Consider the following 18,660-nt stretch of genomic DNA (forward strand, 5'->3'; position numbering starts at 1 on the left):
CGTGTACGACGTACAACAACGGTTAAACGCACTTGAAAATATGTACGATACATTAGCAAATAATCCAAGTTGGGTGCATCCAGAAGTATCACAGGCATCTTTTGGCTGGATGCTTAAAGAGATTTTGGACTTACGCGCCGTGGCGGGGATGGAAGGCTGAAACTATCAAAGGGAGTTGATAGGTATGTGGCGGTGGTGGCGTAAACGTCCTGTAGTAGTCACTAAGGATCTTAGTGGGCTAAGTGTACTAACGGATGAGCATCTGGAGTACCTGGGCCGACTGTACGAGCAGGAGCCGGAATATGGCCTTATCAAAAATCGTATCTCATTTGGTCGTTATGTTGAGTTGTCGCAAAAGATTAAATGGGAGGTGTAACAGTGCAAGTAGGCATCCGCATAAAAGCTAGTAACGAATTTGAAGACAAGTTTGCTTTAACTTTAGTTGGTGGTTGGATAGTGGACGGACCGCATCCAAAGTTTGCGTTTAAAAATGAGGTGCAACGCCAGGAGTATGATCGGATCAGAAAACAAATTAGGGAGGGAGAACATGCCGAACCTGCAGCAAGCCCAACAACACGTCCGGTCAGTTATCCGCAGATTAGAAGCAATCGCGGAAAACACGGATACCAAAAATAATTCCACAGCATCTATCTTAGAAGCGCTGATGGAAATGTATCGTTACGAGGATATCCCTAAAATGGTGGACGAGCTTAAGCGAGTGGATTTATACCTGGAAAGCAAAATGACTCCGGTTGCAGCCGAAGTCAAATCGAACTAATTAATAAACATTTCACGGTCACTATAACAAAATTTTAGGAGGATGTAAATATGTCTAACCTTTTAAACCCACTTTTTCAAGCGGAACTGGATGAATTGGATCAACAGGAGCAGGAGGAACGCCAACGCTTTGTGGTGGATAGCCTGGACTCGCTAACTTGGGTTATGCGTAAGCTGGTGGCATTAGAGAAGCAACGGAAGGAAGTTAATGCGGTTGCTGATGCTGAGGTATACCGGATCGAATCATATCGTAAAACGGAGATGGAGAAGGCTCAACGGGATGAAGATTATTTTCGTGGTTTGCTGTCTGAGTATGCAGCGCGGCGCCGGGAGGAAGACCCTAAATTCAAGTCTGTTAAAACGCCGTATGGTTCTGTGTCTCTTAAGAAGCAGCAGCCTAAATGGAACTATGATGATCAAGCTTTGACTAGTTGGCTTAACGATAACGGTTATGACCATCTCATTAGAGTTAAGTGGGAACCTGTTAAAACGGACATCAAGAAAGCATTCTCTGTTTCTGATGCTGGCGTGGTGGTTGATCCGAATGGTGAACCGGTAGAAGGAATCCAAGTTGAGCACCGTGGCGATGAACTTGGGAGGTGTAAGGCATGCTGATACGTAAATCGAAACGAACTGTAACCAAGGCGAGAATAGGTATGACAGGTCCTAGCGGGTCAGGAAAGACACTTACGGCTTTGTTAATGGCCTTTGGAATGACAGGTGACTGGGAGAAGATCGGTCTTATTGATACAGAGAATCGAAGCGCAGATTTATACGCCGAGACGACAAAAGCAGGCGTTCATATTCCCGAATTCTCCAAAATCGACTTAGAACCGCCATATACCACTGAAAAGTATATCGAAGCTATCAAAGCTTTTGAAGATTACGGAGTTGAAGCGATCATTGTCGATTCACTTTCCCATGCATGGGCTGGCGAAGGCGGGATTATTGAGCAGAAAGACAAGCTTTCTAAGACTAAAAACAGCTTCACGGCTTGGGGGGAGTTAACACCCAAACAGAACAAAATGGTAGAAGCCATTCTCCAATGCTCTGCACATATCTTTGTGACCATGCGGTCTAAGACTGAATATGTACTTGAGGCCAATGAGAAGGGCAAACAGGTACCGCGCAAGGTCGGTATGGCTCCAGTACAGCGGGATGGATTGGAGTATGAATTTACTCTTGTTATGGACCTGTCAGCGCATCATATTGCTACGGTCTCCAAAGATCGCACGGGCTTGTTTGATGGACTGGAATTTATCCCTGGCGTTGAGACAGGCCAGCAGCTTGCTGAATGGTTGGAGTCAGGGGAAAAGATTGTATCGAATGAAACAGCAGAAGGAATTAAGGCGGCATGGGAAGCGCTCGGCCAGAAACCAGAAAAAATAGATGCACAAACTAAGAAATTATACGGATTCCCGTTATTAGGTATCACCGAAAAACAAGGAGAAGAATTCCTTTCAACTTTAACAGAATCGCTTAAGGACAAAGCGGTAGAGGGGGACAAAGAAAGTGTTGAATAGAGTGGTACTTGTAGGTCGCTTAACTGCTGACCCTGAACTAAAATATACGCCCAATGGTGTGGCGACTACCCAATTCACTTTGGCTGTAGACAGACCATTTACAAACAATGGGCACCGTGAGGCTGATTTTCTAAAGATTGTGACTTGGCGGCAGCTTGCTGAAACTACTGCTACCTATCTGAAAAAGGGTAGATTGACTGCGGTAGAAGGGCGAATCCAGATACGAAGATGGGAAAGCGAGAATGGTACTCGTTACATCACTGAAATTGTAGCAGACAATGTACGGTTCTTGGAGTCGAATCGGGACAATAACCGGAACCAAGCCGATCCGAACGAACCAGCTCCATACCGTGCCGATGGAGACCCGTTTCATGATGATGGAAAGCCAATTGATATATCAGATGATGACTTACCTTTCTAGGAGGATAAATGGAAATTGTAAATGTAAGCCAAGAGTTATACGCCGCTTCAAACAGGCTGGGTAAGTCAGCGGATGCGCTATTTGACTTGGGGCGAAAAAAAGCTGAGTCAGAACGTATCTACCGCTCGGAGCTGGCAAAGGAAATCTTCAAGCTACGACAAGATAAAGTGCCTGTGACTCTTATACCTGATTTGGCAAAAGGGAATGTGTCAGCAAAGCTATTTGATCGGGATTTTGCGGAAGCTCAGTTTCAAGCTGGTATCAAAGCGGCGGATGCGATAAAGGTACAGGTGTCAGCTCTCCAGACTATCTTGAAATACCAGACGGATGTTTAAGGAGGCATGCAGCATGATACAGTACGGATTTCATCCAGCTCCTAAACCAGCCAAAAGCAAACGTGTAAAGCTCACACAGCGTCAAAAGGGAGATATCAGCCAACAGGTAGATAAGCAGCTTAAAGCGCGGTCACACGGCCTCTGTGAGCTTTGTGACAATGCCTTGGCTACTGAACGAGCTCACTTGATCGGACGTAAACACATTAACCATAAAACGAGAGTAACGGACTTATTACATTTATGTACGGCATGCCATGACTGGTTAGATGAAACCCCGGAAGGGATACGAGCTAGAAAGGCAATGGCAACGCTGGTTAAATCAGCAAAAGAATAGCGGGTGGTGAAATGAAAGAGGCATATTATTTCTCTCATGACAGTAACGCCCGTCACGATCCTAAGATTACCGCCATGCGCGGTGTCTATGGATCGGAAGGGTACGGGTGGTACTGGATTTTAGTAGAAATGATGAGGGAATCTAACGGATACAAATTGGATATGCGATCGAAATACGCTTACTATGCGTTCGCATCACAAATGCAATGCGATTCTGAAATGGCGCATAAATTCATACAAGATTGCATCACTGAATTTGACCTTTTTGCAGCAGATGCAACGCACTTTTGGAGTACTTCATTACTTCGAAGAATGCAGGAACGGGAACGAAAATCGGAAAAAGCCAGGAAGTCAGCAGAAGCACGATGGGGCAAAAAATCCGCGCCAGATAAGGAATCTTCCGAATCGACTGAAAAAGATGAATGCGAATTGGATGCGAACGCATATGCGGACGAATCAAAAAACGATGCTTTAAAGGAAAGTAAAGTAAAGGAAAGTAAAAGAAATAAAAATGATTTAAAAGATATGTACTCTGATGAATTTGAATCATTCTGGAATGAATACCCGAAAAAGATCGGAAAGAAAGATTGCTATAAAACATGGCAGAAAATAATTAAGGCAGGAGAGCGACCGGAGACTATTATTCAATGTGCAATTAATTACCGTGTTCAATGTCTACAACTCAAAACAGAATCTCAGTTTATCAAGCATCCTAAAAGCTTTTTAAACGAGGATAGATACAAAGATTACTTGGAGGGAGGTTCAGCGGTTGGATATCAACAATCTCAACCTTTCAACGGAGGACAAGCAGCTTCTTCAAAACATGATGCAAACGGTCAAGCACAAGCCGGCCAGGACAGTTGGTCGTTCACCGATAGCGGAAGCAATCAACAAAATCGGATCGGAGCGGAAGGAGATTCCGAAAGATCAACGGGCGCCGGTTCGAAGTACGACATGTTTGTTCGCAGATAACGAGTTTGAGGGTGTGTACTGCTGCATCAAGTGTCGCCAGCAGATTAAACGAACCTATTTCCCACCTAAGAAACAATGGGGCCTTAATAGGGCATGCAAATGCGTACAGGAAGAACGAGAGCGTGAGCAGTTGGAAGCTGAGCGGAGATATCGCAGAGGCCAGATGGAGAGGGTGTTTTCTCAGTCAATCATGAATGAGGATTTAAAACATGCATCCTTTCAAACCTTTATACCCCGTAGCGGTACAGAGGCAGCCCATAGAGCGGCGTTAGACTTTATGGAGACCTACGAGACCCGAAAGACTGGACTGCTCCTGTACGGGCCTCCAGGGAACGGAAAAAGCCACTTGGCTGCTGCAATCCACCACGAGTTAAACCGACAAGGCTTCGTATGTTTGTTTTTGGATGTGCCACAGCTCTTGAAACTAGCAAAATCGGCAACCAAATTCAATTCAAAGATTACTTTGATAGACGTAATAAACGGGGCAGTGTCCTGTGACCTGTTAACCCTTGATGAATTAGGAGCTGGGGCATTGCTGGAGGAAGAGTACAAAGATGTATTGTTCCCGATCTTGAACGGTAGGCAAGGAAAAATTACAAACATCACATCAAATTTGGATTTAGAGCGCCTAGAAAAATGGCTTTATAAAGACAAGTGGGGAAACATCACTGATGAGGACGGAAGGTTGTTCGACCGCATCCTAGGAAGTTCGGATATCTACCACAATACCGGAACATCAAAACGGCGTGAAGACGCTATGAAACGTATACAGCAGGGATAGGGCGCTGAAAAGGAGACTGAAAACGAACGTGAGACCGTTTGAAAGTATGACCAATTCTGAACTGGTCATAGCAGCTTATGACGAAACTAAAGATTATGACTATCGAATACTTGCACATGAAGAAATCTACCGGAGGGCAGGTGTAACGGATGGCAACGGACTACACAAACCGGATGGACGCTATATTTGAAACTTGGGAATATCACCTATATGAAAAACTTGCTGGAGCTGACCGAATTGTTGCGCTTATTCAAAGCGAGGGTTCAATGTTTGGTATTCCGCCAGAAGCACGAACGGATTATATAAAGCGAAAACTGGTTGACATGATAGATCAGATTGCGGAAAAGCGCGAAGCTAGTGATTTGGGCAAACCAGGGCGAAAAAAGAAAATAGGATAGGGGAATGAATATGACCAGATACGTAGGAATAGACCCGAGTACCAAAACAGGTTTAGTCATTTTAAATGAAAACGGAAATGTAGAAGAGCAGATAGAGATTGTCTTGGAAAATGGGATACTTTCAAGCGCAGAACAATTACAAGATTACGGTAGGGAAATAGCGAATTACGCCAATACGCCTGATGTAGTTTGTATAGAAGGCTTCTCGTTCGGTTCAAAAGGTCAGGCGGTTAGTACGCAATACGGAATTGGTTTTGCTATCCGGTTTGCTCTAAGAGACATGGGAATTAAGTTTATAGAGCCTACGCCTGGTCAGGTGAAAAAGTTTGCTACAGGAAACGGTAATGCCTCAAAAGATAATATGGTTTTGCCTATTTTTAAAAAGTGGGGATTCGAGAACGATTCGGACAACATACGAGACGCGTTTGTTTTGGCTCAGATAGCCCGTTCACTTCGTTTAGACACCAATACAGCCAAGTACCAACAAGAGGTCGTAAAAGCCATCCTAGCGCCTCCTGTTAAGAAAAAGAAAAAAGCATAGCTTGATGCTTTGATACAGCGTGGATTCATCTCAATAATTCACATAACAACGTAAAAAGGAGAATATAAAAATGGGAAACAAGACCCTTAAATATATACCCGGATATTATCCATACCGGATCGACGAGGACGGAAAAGTATTTGCATCACATCCGAAAACAGGATTCCCAGTGTTGGTGAAAGAGAGCAATCGGATGGTAAATGTCCGTCAAGATGGGCGACCTAAGAAGGTAAAAGTATCGGAATTATACCGTAGAGCATTTAACAAGCTGCTTCCAGAGGATTAAATATATAGCCCCCAAGGGCAGAGAGGACATAACACAAATGGAGAAAGCGATTTTAACCAAAGCCCAGGCACAGTCGATTGAAAGTAAAATTAAAAACTTTCCGCGAGAACGTGTGATAAGGGATTTCGTAACTACAACAAAAGAAAACGGCTCGAAGGATGGCATCACATTAGACATGTTAAACCAAGCTATATATATCGGGTATGAAGTCGAACAGACGATAGAAGAAAAACTGCTAGAAATATATAGGGAAGGACTACCATATCAAGCACCACCTGATGTGAAATCAGCTTTCCGAGAAGGTATGAAAAAGGCGTGTGAGATAGCCGGGATTAAGGTTAAATGGGCTAGAAATTAGGCCCCATAGGGGATAAGAAGGAGGGAACAGCCCTCCATAAGGGGGATAGACATATGCGTAAATTAAGCCTGTTCTCTGGGATCGGTGGAATTGATTTGGCAGCTCATTGGGCAGGCATGGAGACGGTAGCATTTTGCGAACGTGAGCCGTTTCAGCAGGCTGTGTTACGTAAGCATTGGCCTGACGTACCAATCTACGACGATGTATGTACGCTGACAGCAGATAGATTAAGGGAGGATGGAATACTTGGAGACGGTAGAGCAATTGACATTATTTCCGCCGGATATCCTTGCCAAGGTGAAAGTTATGCCGGGGAGCGAAGAGGCGCGGCGGATGACCGATGGCTCTGGCCGGAAACTGCACGCCTCTTGGATGAACTCGAACCCCCTTGGTTTGTTGGTGAAAACGTTAGTGGGCACATCACAATGGGGATCGACACGGTATTTAATGACCTGGACTACTTGCAGTACACCGCAAGGGCATTCCATATACCAGCTCTCGCCGTTGATGCGGACCATGAACGATATAGGGTATTCGTTGTGGCCCACTCCAACAAAAAGTCAGGACTACAAGCGAATAAGGCCGTTAGCGCCATCAGAGCGAACTGGGAAGCATGGCAAAATGCTCGTCGGCGTAGTTGGAGACCGATACCCCGAGTTGATTGGGGCATATCTGGACCCCCAGTTTCAAGAAAGTCTAATGGGATTCCCAATAGGGTGGACAGATGTTACGCACTTGGAAACGCAGTGAGTCCCTATCAGGTTTACCCCATCCTAGCAACTATAAAAGCAATAAATGACAGTCTATAAGGGGGATACACCATGCAAGGAGTACGCAGCCCATTAATCTGGTTTGGCGGTAAGAGCAAATACGCACAGCACATCATAAGTCGCTTTCCCAGCCATAGGAAGTATGTTGAACCCTTTGGCGGCGCAGCTCATGTAATTGCTCAAAAGCCGAGAATAACCCACGAAGTATACAACGATATTGACGGACTGGTTGTTAATTTTCTATTGGTGAACAGAACGGATCCTGAACGGCTTCGGCAAGCTTGTGAGTCGCTGCCATATAGTCGGCAGCTCTATGAACGGTGGAAACGTGAAGCGATGCCGGAGGATGAATTTGAAAGAGCTGTACGTTTCTTTTATCTAAATCGGTCAGCCATAGGCAAAGGGAATGCGGAAGAGGTTCCGCAAACAGGCTGGCGGCACAGTACAGTTTCTGGCCAAAGCCCGGCGAACGGATACCTTAGCGCCTGTAAGCTGCTGCCTGACTTCGCGGAGCGGATGAAGGGGGTCATGATTGAGCATACGGATTTTCGGACGATTATTGAGAAATACGATGATCCTCATACCCTGTTCTATGTGGATCCGCCTTACGTGGGCAGAGAGAAATATTATGCAGGTAGCTTCACAGAACGTGACCACCGCGACCTAGCGGACCTGCTGCACAATGTACGTGGAAAAGTCGTCTTGTCATACTATGACGATCAGCTTGTAAAAGAGCTTTACCCCGATTTTACTCGAGATCCATTCGACGCACATAAGCAAGTGGTAGGCGGCTCCGGTGCGGATATCGACACTGAGGAAATGTTGCTCATGAATTTTGACAATCGTCAATTAACACTATTTTAAGGGGGATACACCCCCTACTACCTATATATCAAGGGAGAGATAAGAAATGGATATGAACTTAATCATTAATAACCAATTGGCAGCATTAAACAAAGAAGGCTACGTAGAAAAAATCATTAGGAAGCAACTAGAAGAAACTATTAAGGATGTTGTCGAAGATTCATTGCGTAGTTGGAGTGACTTCGGAAAAGGGTTGAAAGAAACGGTAAAAGGGCAACTGCAAATCAATCTCGATAAGTTGGACATCCCTTCATACAACCAAGTTATCCTGAACGTAATTAAAGGTGAGATAGAGCGTTCGATTCATGAAGAAGGCGCAGCGAGAATACAAGAGCAGTTACAAGAGTTGCTAGGAACAGGGAAGAATGAATATAGATTGTCAGAATTAGTAAAAGAAATGGTTGAGGATGAGCTTAAACTTGAAGAACTGTCTTATGAAGAGGTTGAGCAAATCACGGTTATTGTAGAGGAAAAATACGGAACCAAGTACGTATATATGGACCCGAAAGAAGATGTTGAGTGGTATCAATGCAAATACATGATATCGCTTGAAAAAGATATGACCGTATCAAGAGCCGAGGTTTCAGATAAGAAATTCGATAACCGTGTGATTATGGGTGGAATGTACGGATTGGATGCGACTTTGTTCAAGATGTGGACTCAAAAAGCAACACTGGTCATAGATGATTACGAAACGGAGTTTGGAAACCCTGAATTTGAATGAGGCATAACAGCCTCTTACCCTATACCCCTATATATAAGGAGCGATAAGCATGAGTAAAACAATCGAAGACCGTTATGATTCTAATGGTCAACTGATAAAGTTACATGATGTTCTGAAAGATGAGGAAACTGGTGAAATGGTTTTGGTGGTCTATGCCTCGAACAAATCGGGTGTCCGTGGGTTGGCGGTAGAAAACAAGATGGCAGGCATTAGGGATTGGTTGGATGTTTATCCAGATGGAGTATGGACAATCGTAGGCAATGCAGAGACTGTGGCGCAGCAGTGAGTGATTATTTCCAAAAATGAAATTACCACTCTTAGATAACCAGGAGCTGCTACAGCCCCAAGGAGGGAATAAAGAATGACCACAATGGAGTTAAAGCGAGGCGATTGGGTACAGGTCCAGACTGGTGATTTAGGGATTGTACAGCGCGTGTCAAAGCGTCAGGCATGGGCAGATGTACTTTTCACCTCGTGGACTAAGCGCATGAAACGTGAGCATTTAACATTTTACAGTCGGCCCCCGCAAACAGGGCCGGGTATGTACGATTGACTGGTATACACCTCAAACGCCGCATAGAGCGATTTTACGTGGACGAGGACGGAGATACAGTATTTGCTTTATACGAGGATATAGATGGATACGTGCATTACAGATACTGCGGCTATGATACGGATAAATATACGATGCTGTCACAGGCGTTTGATAAAGAATTTAAGGAGGAAGAACAGTCATGAGCCCTAGCGGAGTGAAGGAAGGTCAGACATACCACAACGGTAAAGGTGAAAAACGAACAGTAATCTTGATTGGCAATCGTGTTGGCAAAGACGGTGAGTTGTATTACAAGAAGGAACACGTTCGCGGCTGGTATCTTATGACCCTAGTAGGCTTTGCAAGATGGGCAAAAGGTGAGGTATCAGCATTAGGTAGGTAGTAACCACCAATACAATACGCTCTGAGCGTTGGAAGGATGATAGATATGTCGGTAAAGGATATGACAGCCCAGCAGCTTAACCGGGAGCTGGCGGAGTTGATGGGGTACACGGTAGAAAAAGAAGCGACAGGCGGATACGCCCTTAAATATAACGGGGAGGATCAAGGGAAACGCTGGATGAGAGCAGTGTTTGCTTGGGAACAGGCGCCGGATTATTGCACCGATCCTGCCGCCTCTCTGGAGGTGCAGGCAAAGGCTTTGAAAGAGTGCCCAGAAGAGTACATTCAGGAGCTTCTGGAGATCGTGTGCGGAATTGTATATGTGGATACACCTTCATACAGAATAGCTGAGTTACTTGCCGCCACACCTCGCCAGAGGGTAGAGGCTGCTTATATGACATTATCCAGTCACCCACTAAGGGAGGATATATAGATGGCTAAAAGAGTTTGCTACAACTGCAAAACAGACATGCCGCCAGAAACGGAACATTATGAAATTAATGATGAAGTATACTGCACGGATTGCGTCAAAGCCCATCCATACACATCGTACAGCTATTACATTAACGGCGAGTATGTAGGCGGTTCGGAAGATGATCATACACGGTATGTAGAGTCTTTGGATGATGAATACGAAGGTGAAGAGGATGGGGAGGAACAACAATGACAGATAAACCACAGACAGATATACAAATAGGGGATCGTGTGAATCATCGTTGCATGGGAAAAGGAACAGTCAAATATATAATCCCTGGGAACATTGGTGTGCTTTTCGATCATAGTAAGGCGGGTATACCTATTTATGTTGATAGCGACAGCCTAACTAAACTCCAAAAGATAAAAAGGAACACCCCATGATAAGATCCTATACCTCTATATTGTGCGCTGTGCTGGTTTATGTGGGTGTTGTGCAAGTAGATAGGTATATGTTGATTGAGAGGAATGAACCGAACACATTGAGCGAAGGAAGGAATATTAATGTCGGGTAACAACGATAAAGTGACCGCCGCTACACATTGGGTATGGACGGCTAAGGCAGAAAAGACGAACCCTAGCCGGTCTGTTGAGGGACAACCGATATGGCCGCATTATCAACAGCAGGCACCGCGTAAGTGGCTTGAGGATGGTCTTATACAGGATTCCACGGACTTTGCGGGTAGAGGTCAGATGGATCTGTACGAATTGATATAAAAAGGAGTGGTCAGGTGGAGGCGATGCAGATGGAATTATTCCCGACAGCAAATAGGTCAGACATACAAGCAACTCGGAGCCTTTTGAATCGGTACACCAGGATGCGTAAAACCGTTGATAGCCTGTCCGCCAGGAATGCAATAGGTGAGAAAGAACGGCTGGTTATGGAGGAATACCGACGGAAGACAGAGGCTGTAGAAATGGCTGTGAGCCTTATTATGGACGATAATGTTCGCCGGGTAATCGAATTCCGATTTATTCGGGGCAATACGCGCTGGGGTACTGTGAGCCGGTTCAGTAGCATAACTGACCGAAGCGTTGATAGGCGGATCGTACGAGGGATTGGGTCGGTAGCTGAAACTTTAAAGTTGTTAGGGTTATTATAAAAATTTAGTATGTGAAGCTGTGGTATAAAAAAACCGCAGCTTTTTTTATATAATGATTATAAGCATAAAAACGAGTAAGAGGGGATAAAGAGGAATGGAAAAACAGAAAAAAATGAAATTAGATCAAAGATGTTTAGAGATTATAAACCGAAATGAAAGTTTAAATTCCTTGTTTGATGAAGTTTCGGCGATTCATAAGGAAGCAGAAGAACATTATAAGATAAAGATTCTATCAACAATATCAAAAAAACAAAAGGAACATTTTGAACTTCAATGGTTATTCTTTGCATACCTCTTTTCCTTACTTGAAGATATACATCGCTACAGCTATTTAGCTCTTTGCGAAGTCGCTTTGTATGAAAAACGACTTGAAGAAAAGGAAGATAGGTCATTTTTTAGTTCACGTTACTTTTTGTCAAATGCCTCTGTTCACATAATAGGAGCGTGGGAAAGAACATTTCGTTTATCCGGTATTTTGTATGGCCATGATTTTACTAAAGGTACTCAAATCAAAAAAATATATCAAGAATTAAAAAAAAAGGACGAATTTAAAGACACAGAAGTTTTTTTACAGTTTAAAAAACTTAGAGAAGACTCTAATCACCTCCCTGATATCGAGGATTTTAGGAAAGGTAATGACCATGGTTTGTCAAGTCATGTCAAGTTTGAAAAAGACGACGATTTGAAAAAGTTAGCTAATTCTTGCTATGAGAATGGAAGAGCGCTATATGAAATTATACAATTTTATATATTTAGATTTCAAAACGAATGTTTTCTTCGAAGATCAGAGATTGATTTGAGGAATTTTGGGTGGGATTTAAAGATAGATCCCGCTAAATTAGATGCTATTACATCAATAGAGTTTAAAAGAGAATTACTCCCAGCAAGAATACACAGATGTCGTGAATACATTACAGGTTACATTAATGCATTTCTAGCTATTGCACAAAAAACGGGACCTTTTTTAACCAAATATGATGAAAACTCAATATATATACTTCAACATTCTGATGTTATTTGGAGGCTAAGTGAAGCTAATAATTCTTTAGGATATGCATACTCCCTAATGACAAAAGCGGTGAAGAAAAACAAAGAACTAAACGAACTAGAGATTTATTATCGTAATATGGATTATGCTTACTATATTGAATCAGCAATATCTAGAATATATTCCGTTTACGACAAAATAGCTATACTTCTTCATATTCATACTGGGGAAGGTGGCAGGTCGAACACGTTTGAGCAGTTTATTAAGAGAATTACTGATGAGAATTTAAAAAATGAACTATTGGCCATAGCGAAAAATATTTTTGAAAGAGAAGAATATCAAGAGTTGAATCAACTAAGACAAATAAATTTTCATTATATTGTGAAAGAAAACTTCATTCATATTGTCGACAGAGAATGGAGCCATTCATATAATATGGTCATGGCTAGCAAAAATATAGAGATTCTTGAACCGCTGATTACTAAGATAATGGATTATTATCTTGATGATCCGGTCGGAATGAAAATGAATAATCAATAGTGATATTCACGTCTGTAGTACGTCTGTAGTATGTCGGCATGGTGTCTGTAGTTCAGAATTAAAGTAGGGACATAGGGTTAACGCCCGGGTGTCCCTGCTGTCCCTTACCACGGCAGGACTCGTCCATACTGAATCAGCGTTGAAGCCTGTTGCGGATCAGAGCGCAAAGGTGGAGAGCTGTAGCACAAGTAGCTTTTAGATGTTGCGGCGGTATGGAAGCGGGGAGGGAATAGGTTAGAGTCCTTTCCAGGCGCTCCGCCCGGGCGCGGTAGAACTACGGGCAACAAATCAAATAATCACTCATGACCTTCATGGTGGAAGTATTGAGTGAAAATAAGACGAAAAGCGACGGGAAACCGCCGTTTTTTTGTTATGTACAGGAGGAAACAAACGATGGCACAGAATTACGCGTATCTCGATCAATACGGCATCCTGCATCTACACGATGAGGAACATGCCAAACAGCACGGCAAACATGTTGCTACTGTGCTGCAAGCAGACGAAAGCGGTTATCCGATTGTAGAGGGCAGCGGTGTAGTCTACTACAGCAACGAGGATGCAGCATACATCAAGGGTAATCGTAAAGATGGACAACGTATCAGCACGCCGGCTGTAATTAAGCAGTTGGTTGATCAACTTAAGTAAAACCTTTTTCCCGGCTTAGTCCGGGATATGACACACACAGGATTATAGCGGTTCGATTCCGCTGTGTGTCCTTAGTTTTTTGAAAGGAGCTGAACTGTGTGGCATTGTCGCGCATGCAGAAATTATTTGTTAAGGAGTACCTGGTTGACCTCAATGCCACACAGGCAGCAATCAGGGCTGGATACAGCGCAAAAACGGCTGAACAGCAGGCTAGTAGACTGTTAACAAATGTTAAGGTTCAAGCTGAAATTGATGAGGCCATTAGCAAGCGTTCTAAGCGCACGGAGATTACAGCCGATATGGTGTTACAGCGATGGTGGGATATCGCCACTGCCGACCCTAACGATATCATCCATTTACGCCGTACGTGCTGTCGTTATTGCTTTGGTAAGGAACACCAGTACCAGTGGCGTGATGAATCAGAGTATGAACAGGCGGTACAGCGTGCCGTTAATGACGCTAAACAAAAAAGTCTTGAGGATGGAAAAGAGGTTCAGCCTATTATCCCTACTAACGATGGCGGGTATGGATTTGATAAGTTAGAACGGCCGCACCCTAAATGTCCTAACTGCTTAGGTGAGGGTAGGGAAGGCGTTCACATTGAGGATACCCGGCACCTAGCGGGTAAGGCCAAGCTACTCTATGCAGGGCTCAAGACAACCAATGCCGGAATCGAAATCAAAATGCAAGATCAGGGGAAGGCGTTAGAGAATGTGGCACGGCACCTGGGGATGTTCAAAGATAAAGTTGAATTGACTGGCAATGAAGGCGGCCCCCTGCAGGTCATTTTTGATAAGGGGATGACCAAGGATGCCTAAAGTCGTTATTCCGTATAAACCTCAACCCAGACAGGAAGTCTACCACCAGACTGAAGCTGACGAAATACTTTATGGCGGTGCGGCAGGTGGAGGTAAGTCAGAAGCTACAATATGGGACGCCTTGAAATACGCCATGCAATATCCCGGTAGCAGGCAGATCATATTCCGGCGTACTCACCCCGATTTGCAACGTTCCATCGTAACAAGGACATTGCAGGTTTACCCCAAGGAGCTTGGCAAGTACAACGCATCCAAGCATGAATGGATATTTGTAAATGGTTCTGTTATCGAACTTGCCTACTGGGATAACGATGCAAACTATAAGAACTATCAAGGCGCGGAGTATGATGTCATCCGGTGGGAGGAATTAACACAGTTTGAGGAAAAGTGGTACACCTACATGTTTTCTCGTTTACGTGGTAGTAAGCCATATCCACGTAGCGTGAAGAGCACAACGAACCCCGGTGGTGTAGGTCATACATGGGTAAAAAAGCGTTTTGTTTCTCTTGGACCTCCTGAAACAGTGTATCATGTCACGGAAACCGATGATGAGGGCAATACTCTCTATTGGCCCGATGGAACACCACAGGCTGGTAAGCCTATCATCCGCAGCCGAATATTCATTCCGGCAAATGTACACGACAATCAAGCCCTGGTGCAGTCTGATCCGGGCTATTTGGCGCGTCTTTTGGCGTTACCTGATATCGAACGAAAGCAGTTGCTTGAAGGGGATTGGGATGTATTCGCAGGACAGTATTTCAGCGAGTTCAGCCGTGCGGTGCATGTCGTTGAGCCTTTCGAGATACCACGCGACTGGAAGAAATATCGGGCACTGGACGAAGGCTATACGGACCCATTCGTCTGTCTCTGGATTGCATTGGCTCCAGACGGCACTGGCTACCTGTATCGCGAACTAGTACAGACTAAGCTGCTCACCAGTCAGCAAGTTGAACTTGTCAGGCTTAATAGCCCTGTTACTGAGCGCTACGAATATAATGTAGCTGATACTTCATTCTGGAATAAGGCCAAGACGGAGAATATTACTCCAGCTGAGATATTCGCACAGAAAGATGTACCTTTGATCCAGGCTAAAAAGGAAAGGGTTAACGGTTGGAAGCGGCTGCGTGAGTGGTTGCATGTAGAAGATGCAATCGATCATGTAACTGGATCATCCTATAAGACGGCCAAACTAAAAATATTCAGTACTTGTATTAAGGCTATAGAGGCCATCCCAGCAATGATGCATGATGAGCGCAACGTTGAGGACGCAGCAGCTCATCCGTTGGATCACGTCCCGGATGCTTTGCGCTATTGGGTTATGAGTCAACCGACACCCGGTAAAGGTGAGGGAGCTTGGAGCGCTGATCCTGAATCGCTTTTGGATAAACCTAAAACCTTTGAGGATGATGAAGATGACGACCAACCACAAGTCGAGGGTTTTTGGTAATTATATATGCAGTGATTATGCAAGACATGTGTACAAAAGACATGATTTTGTGAACAAGTCTGCAACCTGAAACCCTTTGTACATAAGGGTTTATTTGTTTTTGTACTAAAACACTTTATGCATAGAGTATGCAAAAAGACAAAAACTGCGTAACTACAGGATTTTGCTTTCAGGCTGAATCGCTAAAATATACAGTCTTTATACATTGAGGGGTGAAGAAATTGGAAATTGTATTCGGTGTGATGGGGATAGCAGTAATCGTTTCTTTGTACCTGAGACTGCGCGACCAAGACCGTACAATAAAGGACTTGGTTGACCGTCTGTCTGCCCGTAATTATAGCGAATACGTGGCAGCTAAAGGTTATGAAGAACGCTCGCCAGATCCATCATTTCGCAAGCCTATGAGTTGGCATGACGACCCAACGATTGATGATGTTGAGGAGCGTGACTACTGATGGCTAAGGTGTTGGACAAGATCAGGGGCATATTTAGCGAGGTGAGTGGGGAAAAGCAGGACTCTACCAATCCTAATACGCCTGAGCAACAGCAGATGTGGGATACAGTCTATGAGGACTATCAGGTATTCAAGGCAGCACGACAGCCCGTAGAACGACACTGGCGTAAGGAACAGCGCTTTTATATGGGTGATCATTGGCACGGTTTGCGTACAGAAGCAGTATCCAAACGCCGACCTGATGCCGTAGAGAACGTAGCATTTAGCCAGATAGAGGCTATTGTCGGTAAGCTTGCGGGGTGGATGCCGTACCCGGATTACAGCGCACCAGAGCCAGGAGACGAACAGAAGGCGCGGGATCTGAACGACTACATGCCATATGAGTTGCGGAAAATCAACTTCAAACAGAAGCATCTGAGGGCTGTTCGCCGTATGGTTATCCATGGTCCTCTGGTGTACAAGACTATATTCGATCCTACGGTAGAAGGTGGACGAGGCCAGAACCGATATATAGGGCGCAATGACATTCTGCCCGTGGACCTGGCGACATTCTTTCCTGATCCACGCATAAATGATTTTATCTATTTACAACAGATGTCAGCTGTAATCACTCATACTCGCCAGCCGTTGGAATACTTCCGTAAACGCTGGCCGGAGCAAGGGAGAAAGGTGCAGCCGGATAACGGTTCATCCGACGTGGATATTTTCGACAACGATGTGCAGGATAGCAGGTCATTTAACCACGATACGTCCATCGGTAGCAACCACGTGACTGATAAAACATCAGGCTTGATTGAGTATTGGTACCGTGGGTTGCCAAAGATGGTGACGGAGGAAGACAAAGAAATATTTGCAGAACAGGCCGATGAGATGCTGCAGCGCGGTGCTGACCCGTCCGAACTGGTGGCTAAAGCTGCTGGACAGATGGAGGGAGTGCATTGCATCTACATTTCTACATCAGGCGTGTTTCTTGAGCATAAATCCTATATGTATGATCATGGTCAGTACCCATTTGTAGCTCGAACCCTGTACCCAGAGGAAGGATCAGCGTGGGGTAAAGGATTCATGCGCGACATGATTAAACCACAGATCATGAAGAACAAATATGCAGAAATCGCGGTGGAAACTTCCGCTAAACAAGGTGGTTCTGCAATCATGTACGAGGAAGGTGTTATAACCAAACCTCGTACATGGCAGGAACAACGTGGCTTACCTGGCGCTATGTTGCCTGTAGCTCCTGGGAGGCTGAACGGTGTCAAGGAATTACAAGGAGTCAATGCCCCAGCTACTGTGTTCAACGCGCTGGACTATTATGACAAAATGCTTCAGAAGATTCCTGGACAGTTTGACAGTGCAAACGGGCAGGCCAATAGCAATGTAACCAGCGGCGAACAGGCCAAGGCGCTTATGGCAGCAGCAGGTACACGGCTGAATACAGCGTCTGACACAATTCAGGAGGCGCTGGAAGAAGTATTTGCACAGTATGTGGAGCTGATTGTCCAGTTTTACACCACGGAGCGTATTGCTCGGGTCACTGGGCGTAAAGTTTCTATCAGTCGAGAAGCGATTGTTTCCCGTGTACCATCTGAGTTCCAGACGGGTAACGTGATTACCGACCCAGTGACAAGAGAAGAATTACCTGAGAAGCTACCAGTTGAGGAAGAGTTTACGCCTGAGTTTGACATATTAGTGAATATCAGCGTGGACAAACCGCAGGATCGTGAATATTGGTTGCAGCTTGTATTCAATCTGATGAACATGCGCGACCCAATCACACAGCTCCCTATGGTAGATGCAGAAGCAGTGCGATTTGTTATCCAAACAGGCCGTATGGAGTCTATGGATGTTATTAAGCGCCGAATCGAGGAAGCGGCAGGGATGCAACAACAATTCGCGCAGGCTCAGCAACAAGCGCAGGAAGCGCAAGTCCAGGTGCAGCAGTTGAGCCAGCAGAATCAGGCTATGGAGCAGCAGCTTCAGCAGTTTGGTGGAGAGCAAGCGCAGCGCGAGCAGCGTGATAGGGAGTTCGAGCAGGGGATGAAACAACAGAAGATGAATCTGGATGCTGCCAAGGTTGCCCATCAACTGATGCAGCCGCAACGATCAGGCCAAGGGTGAGAATCCTTTGGCCTATTTATCATTCCGCCAGCCATAGCGGACAAGGAGGTTTACAT

General features: G+C 44.8%; 33 protein-coding genes. All 33 read left to right on the forward strand.

The genetic code is table 11. The features are described 5' to 3' along the window. The first annotated feature begins 1 nt into the window (after position 1). The 33 genes from G9G53_RS01105 to G9G53_RS01265 all read left to right on the forward strand — a co-directional run bounded on the left by G9G53_RS01105 (position 2) and on the right by G9G53_RS01265 (position 18,604). On the forward strand, positions 2–160 hold the full coding sequence (locus tag G9G53_RS01105; RefSeq protein WP_165144731.1) for a hypothetical protein: 159 nt from the start codon (positions 2–4) through the stop codon (positions 158–160). Positions 161–184: 24 nt separating this feature from the next. After that, the gene (locus tag G9G53_RS01110; RefSeq protein WP_165144734.1) at positions 185–376 is read left to right on the forward strand and encodes a hypothetical protein; all 192 of its coding nucleotides are present in this window, start codon (positions 185–187) and stop codon (positions 374–376) included. Positions 377–547: 171 nt separating this feature from the next. After that, the gene (locus G9G53_RS01115) at positions 548–778 is read left to right on the forward strand and encodes a hypothetical protein (protein WP_165144737.1); all 231 of its coding nucleotides are present in this window, start codon (positions 548–550) and stop codon (positions 776–778) included. Between the two features lie 50 nt (positions 779–828). Beyond that, positions 829–1,392 (forward strand): host-nuclease inhibitor Gam family protein, encoded by a 564-nt coding sequence (locus G9G53_RS01120; protein ID WP_165144740.1) that lies wholly within the window; start codon positions 829–831, stop codon positions 1,390–1,392. Continuing rightward, on the forward strand, positions 1,386–2,300 hold the full coding sequence (locus tag G9G53_RS01125; RefSeq protein ID WP_165144743.1) for an AAA family ATPase: 915 nt from the start codon (positions 1,386–1,388) through the stop codon (positions 2,298–2,300). Before G9G53_RS01120 ends, G9G53_RS01125 begins: the two co-directional genes overlap by 7 nt. Continuing rightward, positions 2,290–2,721 (forward strand): single-stranded DNA-binding protein, encoded by a 432-nt coding sequence (ssb, locus tag G9G53_RS01130; RefSeq protein WP_165144746.1) that lies wholly within the window; start codon positions 2,290–2,292, stop codon positions 2,719–2,721. Before G9G53_RS01125 ends, ssb begins: the two co-directional genes overlap by 11 nt. Before the next feature lie 8 nt (positions 2,722–2,729). Further along, entirely contained in the window at positions 2,730–3,056 is a 327-nt protein-coding gene (locus G9G53_RS01135) for a hypothetical protein (RefSeq protein ID WP_165144749.1), read from the forward strand. Between the two features lie 13 nt (positions 3,057–3,069). Beyond that, positions 3,070–3,390 (forward strand): hypothetical protein, encoded by a 321-nt coding sequence (locus G9G53_RS01140; protein WP_165144752.1) that lies wholly within the window; start codon positions 3,070–3,072, stop codon positions 3,388–3,390. 11 nt (positions 3,391–3,401) lie between these two features. Then, entirely contained in the window at positions 3,402–4,361 is a 960-nt protein-coding gene (locus G9G53_RS26265) for a DUF4373 domain-containing protein (RefSeq protein ID WP_165144755.1), read from the forward strand. 13 nt (positions 4,362–4,374) lie between these two features. Then, on the forward strand, positions 4,375–5,142 hold the full coding sequence (locus tag G9G53_RS26270) for an ATP-binding protein (RefSeq protein ID WP_274597646.1): 768 nt from the start codon (positions 4,375–4,377) through the stop codon (positions 5,140–5,142). A gap of 28 nt (positions 5,143–5,170) precedes the next feature. After that, a complete protein-coding gene (locus G9G53_RS01155) occupies positions 5,171–5,332 on the forward strand; it encodes a hypothetical protein (protein ID WP_165144761.1) in 162 nt (53 codons plus the stop codon). Beyond that, entirely contained in the window at positions 5,292–5,540 is a 249-nt protein-coding gene (locus G9G53_RS01160; RefSeq protein WP_103046793.1) for a hypothetical protein, read from the forward strand. Before G9G53_RS01155 ends, G9G53_RS01160 begins: the two co-directional genes overlap by 41 nt. A 10-nt stretch (positions 5,541–5,550) precedes the next feature. Then, positions 5,551–6,081 carry a crossover junction endodeoxyribonuclease RuvC gene (locus G9G53_RS01165; RefSeq protein ID WP_165144764.1) on the forward strand — a complete coding sequence of 177 codons (531 nt, stop codon included), beginning with the start codon at positions 5,551–5,553 and terminating at the stop codon, positions 6,079–6,081. 70 nt (positions 6,082–6,151) lie between these two features. Then, the gene (locus G9G53_RS01170) at positions 6,152–6,367 is read left to right on the forward strand and encodes a hypothetical protein (protein ID WP_165144767.1); all 216 of its coding nucleotides are present in this window, start codon (positions 6,152–6,154) and stop codon (positions 6,365–6,367) included. Between the two features lie 37 nt (positions 6,368–6,404). Beyond that, positions 6,405–6,725 (forward strand): hypothetical protein, encoded by a 321-nt coding sequence (locus tag G9G53_RS01175; protein WP_165144770.1) that lies wholly within the window; start codon positions 6,405–6,407, stop codon positions 6,723–6,725. A 53-nt stretch (positions 6,726–6,778) separates the two neighbouring features. Further along, positions 6,779–7,534, forward strand: coding sequence for a DNA cytosine methyltransferase (locus G9G53_RS01180; RefSeq protein WP_165144773.1), 756 nt, complete (start codon positions 6,779–6,781; stop codon positions 7,532–7,534). 12 nt (positions 7,535–7,546) lie between these two features. After that, positions 7,547–8,359, forward strand: a complete 813-nt coding sequence (locus tag G9G53_RS01185; RefSeq protein ID WP_165144776.1) for a DNA adenine methylase — start codon at positions 7,547–7,549, stop codon at positions 8,357–8,359. A gap of 46 nt (positions 8,360–8,405) precedes the next feature. After that, positions 8,406–9,083: a hypothetical protein gene (locus G9G53_RS01190; RefSeq protein ID WP_165144779.1), complete on the forward strand. Its 678-nt coding sequence runs from the start codon at positions 8,406–8,408 to the stop codon at positions 9,081–9,083. Between the two features lie 49 nt (positions 9,084–9,132). Then, complete coding sequence (locus G9G53_RS01195; protein WP_165144782.1) at positions 9,133–9,369, forward strand: hypothetical protein; 237 nt, start codon at positions 9,133–9,135, stop codon at positions 9,367–9,369. Between the two features lie 75 nt (positions 9,370–9,444). Further along, positions 9,445–9,636 carry a hypothetical protein gene (locus G9G53_RS01200; RefSeq protein WP_165144785.1) on the forward strand — a complete coding sequence of 64 codons (192 nt, stop codon included), beginning with the start codon at positions 9,445–9,447 and terminating at the stop codon, positions 9,634–9,636. Beyond that, a complete protein-coding gene (locus G9G53_RS01205; RefSeq protein WP_165144788.1) occupies positions 9,633–9,821 on the forward strand; it encodes a hypothetical protein in 189 nt (62 codons plus the stop codon). The genes G9G53_RS01200 and G9G53_RS01205 overlap by 4 nt, the downstream gene beginning before the upstream one ends. After that, complete coding sequence (locus G9G53_RS01210) at positions 9,818–10,018, forward strand: hypothetical protein (protein WP_165144791.1); 201 nt, start codon at positions 9,818–9,820, stop codon at positions 10,016–10,018. Before G9G53_RS01205 ends, G9G53_RS01210 begins: the two co-directional genes overlap by 4 nt. A 45-nt stretch (positions 10,019–10,063) precedes the next feature. Then, the gene (locus tag G9G53_RS01215) at positions 10,064–10,450 is read left to right on the forward strand and encodes a hypothetical protein (RefSeq protein ID WP_165144794.1); all 387 of its coding nucleotides are present in this window, start codon (positions 10,064–10,066) and stop codon (positions 10,448–10,450) included. Continuing rightward, the gene (locus G9G53_RS01220) at positions 10,451–10,684 is read left to right on the forward strand and encodes a hypothetical protein (RefSeq protein WP_165144797.1); all 234 of its coding nucleotides are present in this window, start codon (positions 10,451–10,453) and stop codon (positions 10,682–10,684) included. It begins immediately after the preceding gene. Continuing rightward, positions 10,681–10,875, forward strand: a complete 195-nt coding sequence (locus G9G53_RS01225; protein ID WP_165144800.1) for a hypothetical protein — start codon at positions 10,681–10,683, stop codon at positions 10,873–10,875. The genes G9G53_RS01220 and G9G53_RS01225 overlap by 4 nt, the downstream gene beginning before the upstream one ends. Positions 10,876–10,995: 120 nt before the next feature. Next, complete coding sequence (locus G9G53_RS01230) at positions 10,996–11,208, forward strand: hypothetical protein (RefSeq protein WP_165144803.1); 213 nt, start codon at positions 10,996–10,998, stop codon at positions 11,206–11,208. Between the two features lie 23 nt (positions 11,209–11,231). Continuing rightward, entirely contained in the window at positions 11,232–11,594 is a 363-nt protein-coding gene (locus G9G53_RS01235) for a hypothetical protein (RefSeq protein ID WP_165144806.1), read from the forward strand. A gap of 94 nt (positions 11,595–11,688) precedes the next feature. After that, positions 11,689–13,122, forward strand: coding sequence for a Cthe_2314 family HEPN domain-containing protein (locus tag G9G53_RS01240; protein ID WP_165144809.1), 1,434 nt, complete (start codon positions 11,689–11,691; stop codon positions 13,120–13,122). A gap of 393 nt (positions 13,123–13,515) precedes the next feature. Continuing rightward, on the forward strand, positions 13,516–13,767 hold the full coding sequence (locus G9G53_RS01245) for a hypothetical protein (RefSeq protein ID WP_165144812.1): 252 nt from the start codon (positions 13,516–13,518) through the stop codon (positions 13,765–13,767). 98 nt (positions 13,768–13,865) lie between these two features. Beyond that, complete coding sequence (locus tag G9G53_RS01250; protein WP_165144815.1) at positions 13,866–14,585, forward strand: terminase small subunit; 720 nt, start codon at positions 13,866–13,868, stop codon at positions 14,583–14,585. Next, positions 14,578–16,032: a phage terminase large subunit gene (locus G9G53_RS01255; RefSeq protein WP_165144818.1), complete on the forward strand. Its 1,455-nt coding sequence runs from the start codon at positions 14,578–14,580 to the stop codon at positions 16,030–16,032. Before G9G53_RS01250 ends, G9G53_RS01255 begins: the two co-directional genes overlap by 8 nt. A gap of 221 nt (positions 16,033–16,253) precedes the next feature. Next, entirely contained in the window at positions 16,254–16,487 is a 234-nt protein-coding gene (locus G9G53_RS01260; protein WP_165144821.1) for a hypothetical protein, read from the forward strand. Next, positions 16,487–18,604: a portal protein gene (locus G9G53_RS01265; protein ID WP_165144824.1), complete on the forward strand. Its 2,118-nt coding sequence runs from the start codon at positions 16,487–16,489 to the stop codon at positions 18,602–18,604. The genes G9G53_RS01260 and G9G53_RS01265 overlap by 1 nt, the downstream gene beginning before the upstream one ends. The last annotated feature ends 56 nt before the right edge of the window (positions 18,605–18,660 follow it).

This window comes from Paenibacillus sp. EKM206P, from assembly GCF_011066155.1.
In the GTDB taxonomy this organism is placed as follows: Bacteria; Bacillota; Bacilli; order Paenibacillales; family Paenibacillaceae; genus Paenibacillus; species Paenibacillus polymyxa_D.

Bases quoted from the DNA above. Each gene is read 5' to 3' on its own strand.
- G9G53_RS01225 (WP_165144800.1), top strand. From the start codon at position 10,681: ATGACAGATAAACCACAGACAGATATACAAATAGGGGATCGTGTGAAT.
- G9G53_RS01120 (WP_165144740.1), top strand. From the start codon at position 829: ATGTCTAACCTTTTAAACCCACTTTTTCAAGCGGAACTGGATGAATTG.
- G9G53_RS01255 (WP_165144818.1), top strand. From the start codon at position 14,578: ATGCCTAAAGTCGTTATTCCGTATAAACCTCAACCCAGACAGGAAGTC.
- G9G53_RS01185 (WP_165144776.1), top strand. From the start codon at position 7,547: ATGCAAGGAGTACGCAGCCCATTAATCTGGTTTGGCGGTAAGAGCAAA.
- G9G53_RS01140 (WP_165144752.1), top strand. From the start codon at position 3,070: ATGATACAGTACGGATTTCATCCAGCTCCTAAACCAGCCAAAAGCAAA.
- G9G53_RS01170 (WP_165144767.1), top strand. From the start codon at position 6,152: ATGGGAAACAAGACCCTTAAATATATACCCGGATATTATCCATACCGG.
- G9G53_RS01215 (WP_165144794.1), top strand. From the start codon at position 10,064: ATGTCGGTAAAGGATATGACAGCCCAGCAGCTTAACCGGGAGCTGGCG.
- G9G53_RS01240 (WP_165144809.1), top strand. From the start codon at position 11,689: ATGGAAAAACAGAAAAAAATGAAATTAGATCAAAGATGTTTAGAGATT.
- G9G53_RS01200 (WP_165144785.1), top strand. From the start codon at position 9,445: ATGACCACAATGGAGTTAAAGCGAGGCGATTGGGTACAGGTCCAGACT.
- G9G53_RS01160 (WP_103046793.1), top strand. From the start codon at position 5,292: ATGGCAACGGACTACACAAACCGGATGGACGCTATATTTGAAACTTGG.
- G9G53_RS01265 (WP_165144824.1), top strand. From the start codon at position 16,487: ATGGCTAAGGTGTTGGACAAGATCAGGGGCATATTTAGCGAGGTGAGT.
- G9G53_RS01115 (WP_165144737.1), top strand. From the start codon at position 548: ATGCCGAACCTGCAGCAAGCCCAACAACACGTCCGGTCAGTTATCCGC.
- G9G53_RS01195 (WP_165144782.1), top strand. From the start codon at position 9,133: ATGAGTAAAACAATCGAAGACCGTTATGATTCTAATGGTCAACTGATA.
- G9G53_RS01220 (WP_165144797.1), top strand. From the start codon at position 10,451: ATGGCTAAAAGAGTTTGCTACAACTGCAAAACAGACATGCCGCCAGAA.
- G9G53_RS26265 (WP_165144755.1), top strand. From the start codon at position 3,402: ATGAAAGAGGCATATTATTTCTCTCATGACAGTAACGCCCGTCACGAT.
- G9G53_RS01190 (WP_165144779.1), top strand. From the start codon at position 8,406: ATGGATATGAACTTAATCATTAATAACCAATTGGCAGCATTAAACAAA.
- G9G53_RS01110 (WP_165144734.1), top strand. From the start codon at position 185: ATGTGGCGGTGGTGGCGTAAACGTCCTGTAGTAGTCACTAAGGATCTT.
- G9G53_RS01175 (WP_165144770.1), top strand. From the start codon at position 6,405: ATGGAGAAAGCGATTTTAACCAAAGCCCAGGCACAGTCGATTGAAAGT.
- G9G53_RS01125 (WP_165144743.1), top strand. From the start codon at position 1,386: ATGCTGATACGTAAATCGAAACGAACTGTAACCAAGGCGAGAATAGGT.
- G9G53_RS01210 (WP_165144791.1), top strand. From the start codon at position 9,818: ATGAGCCCTAGCGGAGTGAAGGAAGGTCAGACATACCACAACGGTAAA.
- G9G53_RS01235 (WP_165144806.1), top strand. From the start codon at position 11,232: ATGCAGATGGAATTATTCCCGACAGCAAATAGGTCAGACATACAAGCA.
- G9G53_RS01135 (WP_165144749.1), top strand. From the start codon at position 2,730: ATGGAAATTGTAAATGTAAGCCAAGAGTTATACGCCGCTTCAAACAGG.
- G9G53_RS01230 (WP_165144803.1), top strand. From the start codon at position 10,996: ATGTCGGGTAACAACGATAAAGTGACCGCCGCTACACATTGGGTATGG.
- G9G53_RS01165 (WP_165144764.1), top strand. From the start codon at position 5,551: ATGACCAGATACGTAGGAATAGACCCGAGTACCAAAACAGGTTTAGTC.
- G9G53_RS01180 (WP_165144773.1), top strand. From the start codon at position 6,779: ATGCGTAAATTAAGCCTGTTCTCTGGGATCGGTGGAATTGATTTGGCA.
- G9G53_RS01245 (WP_165144812.1), top strand. From the start codon at position 13,516: ATGGCACAGAATTACGCGTATCTCGATCAATACGGCATCCTGCATCTA.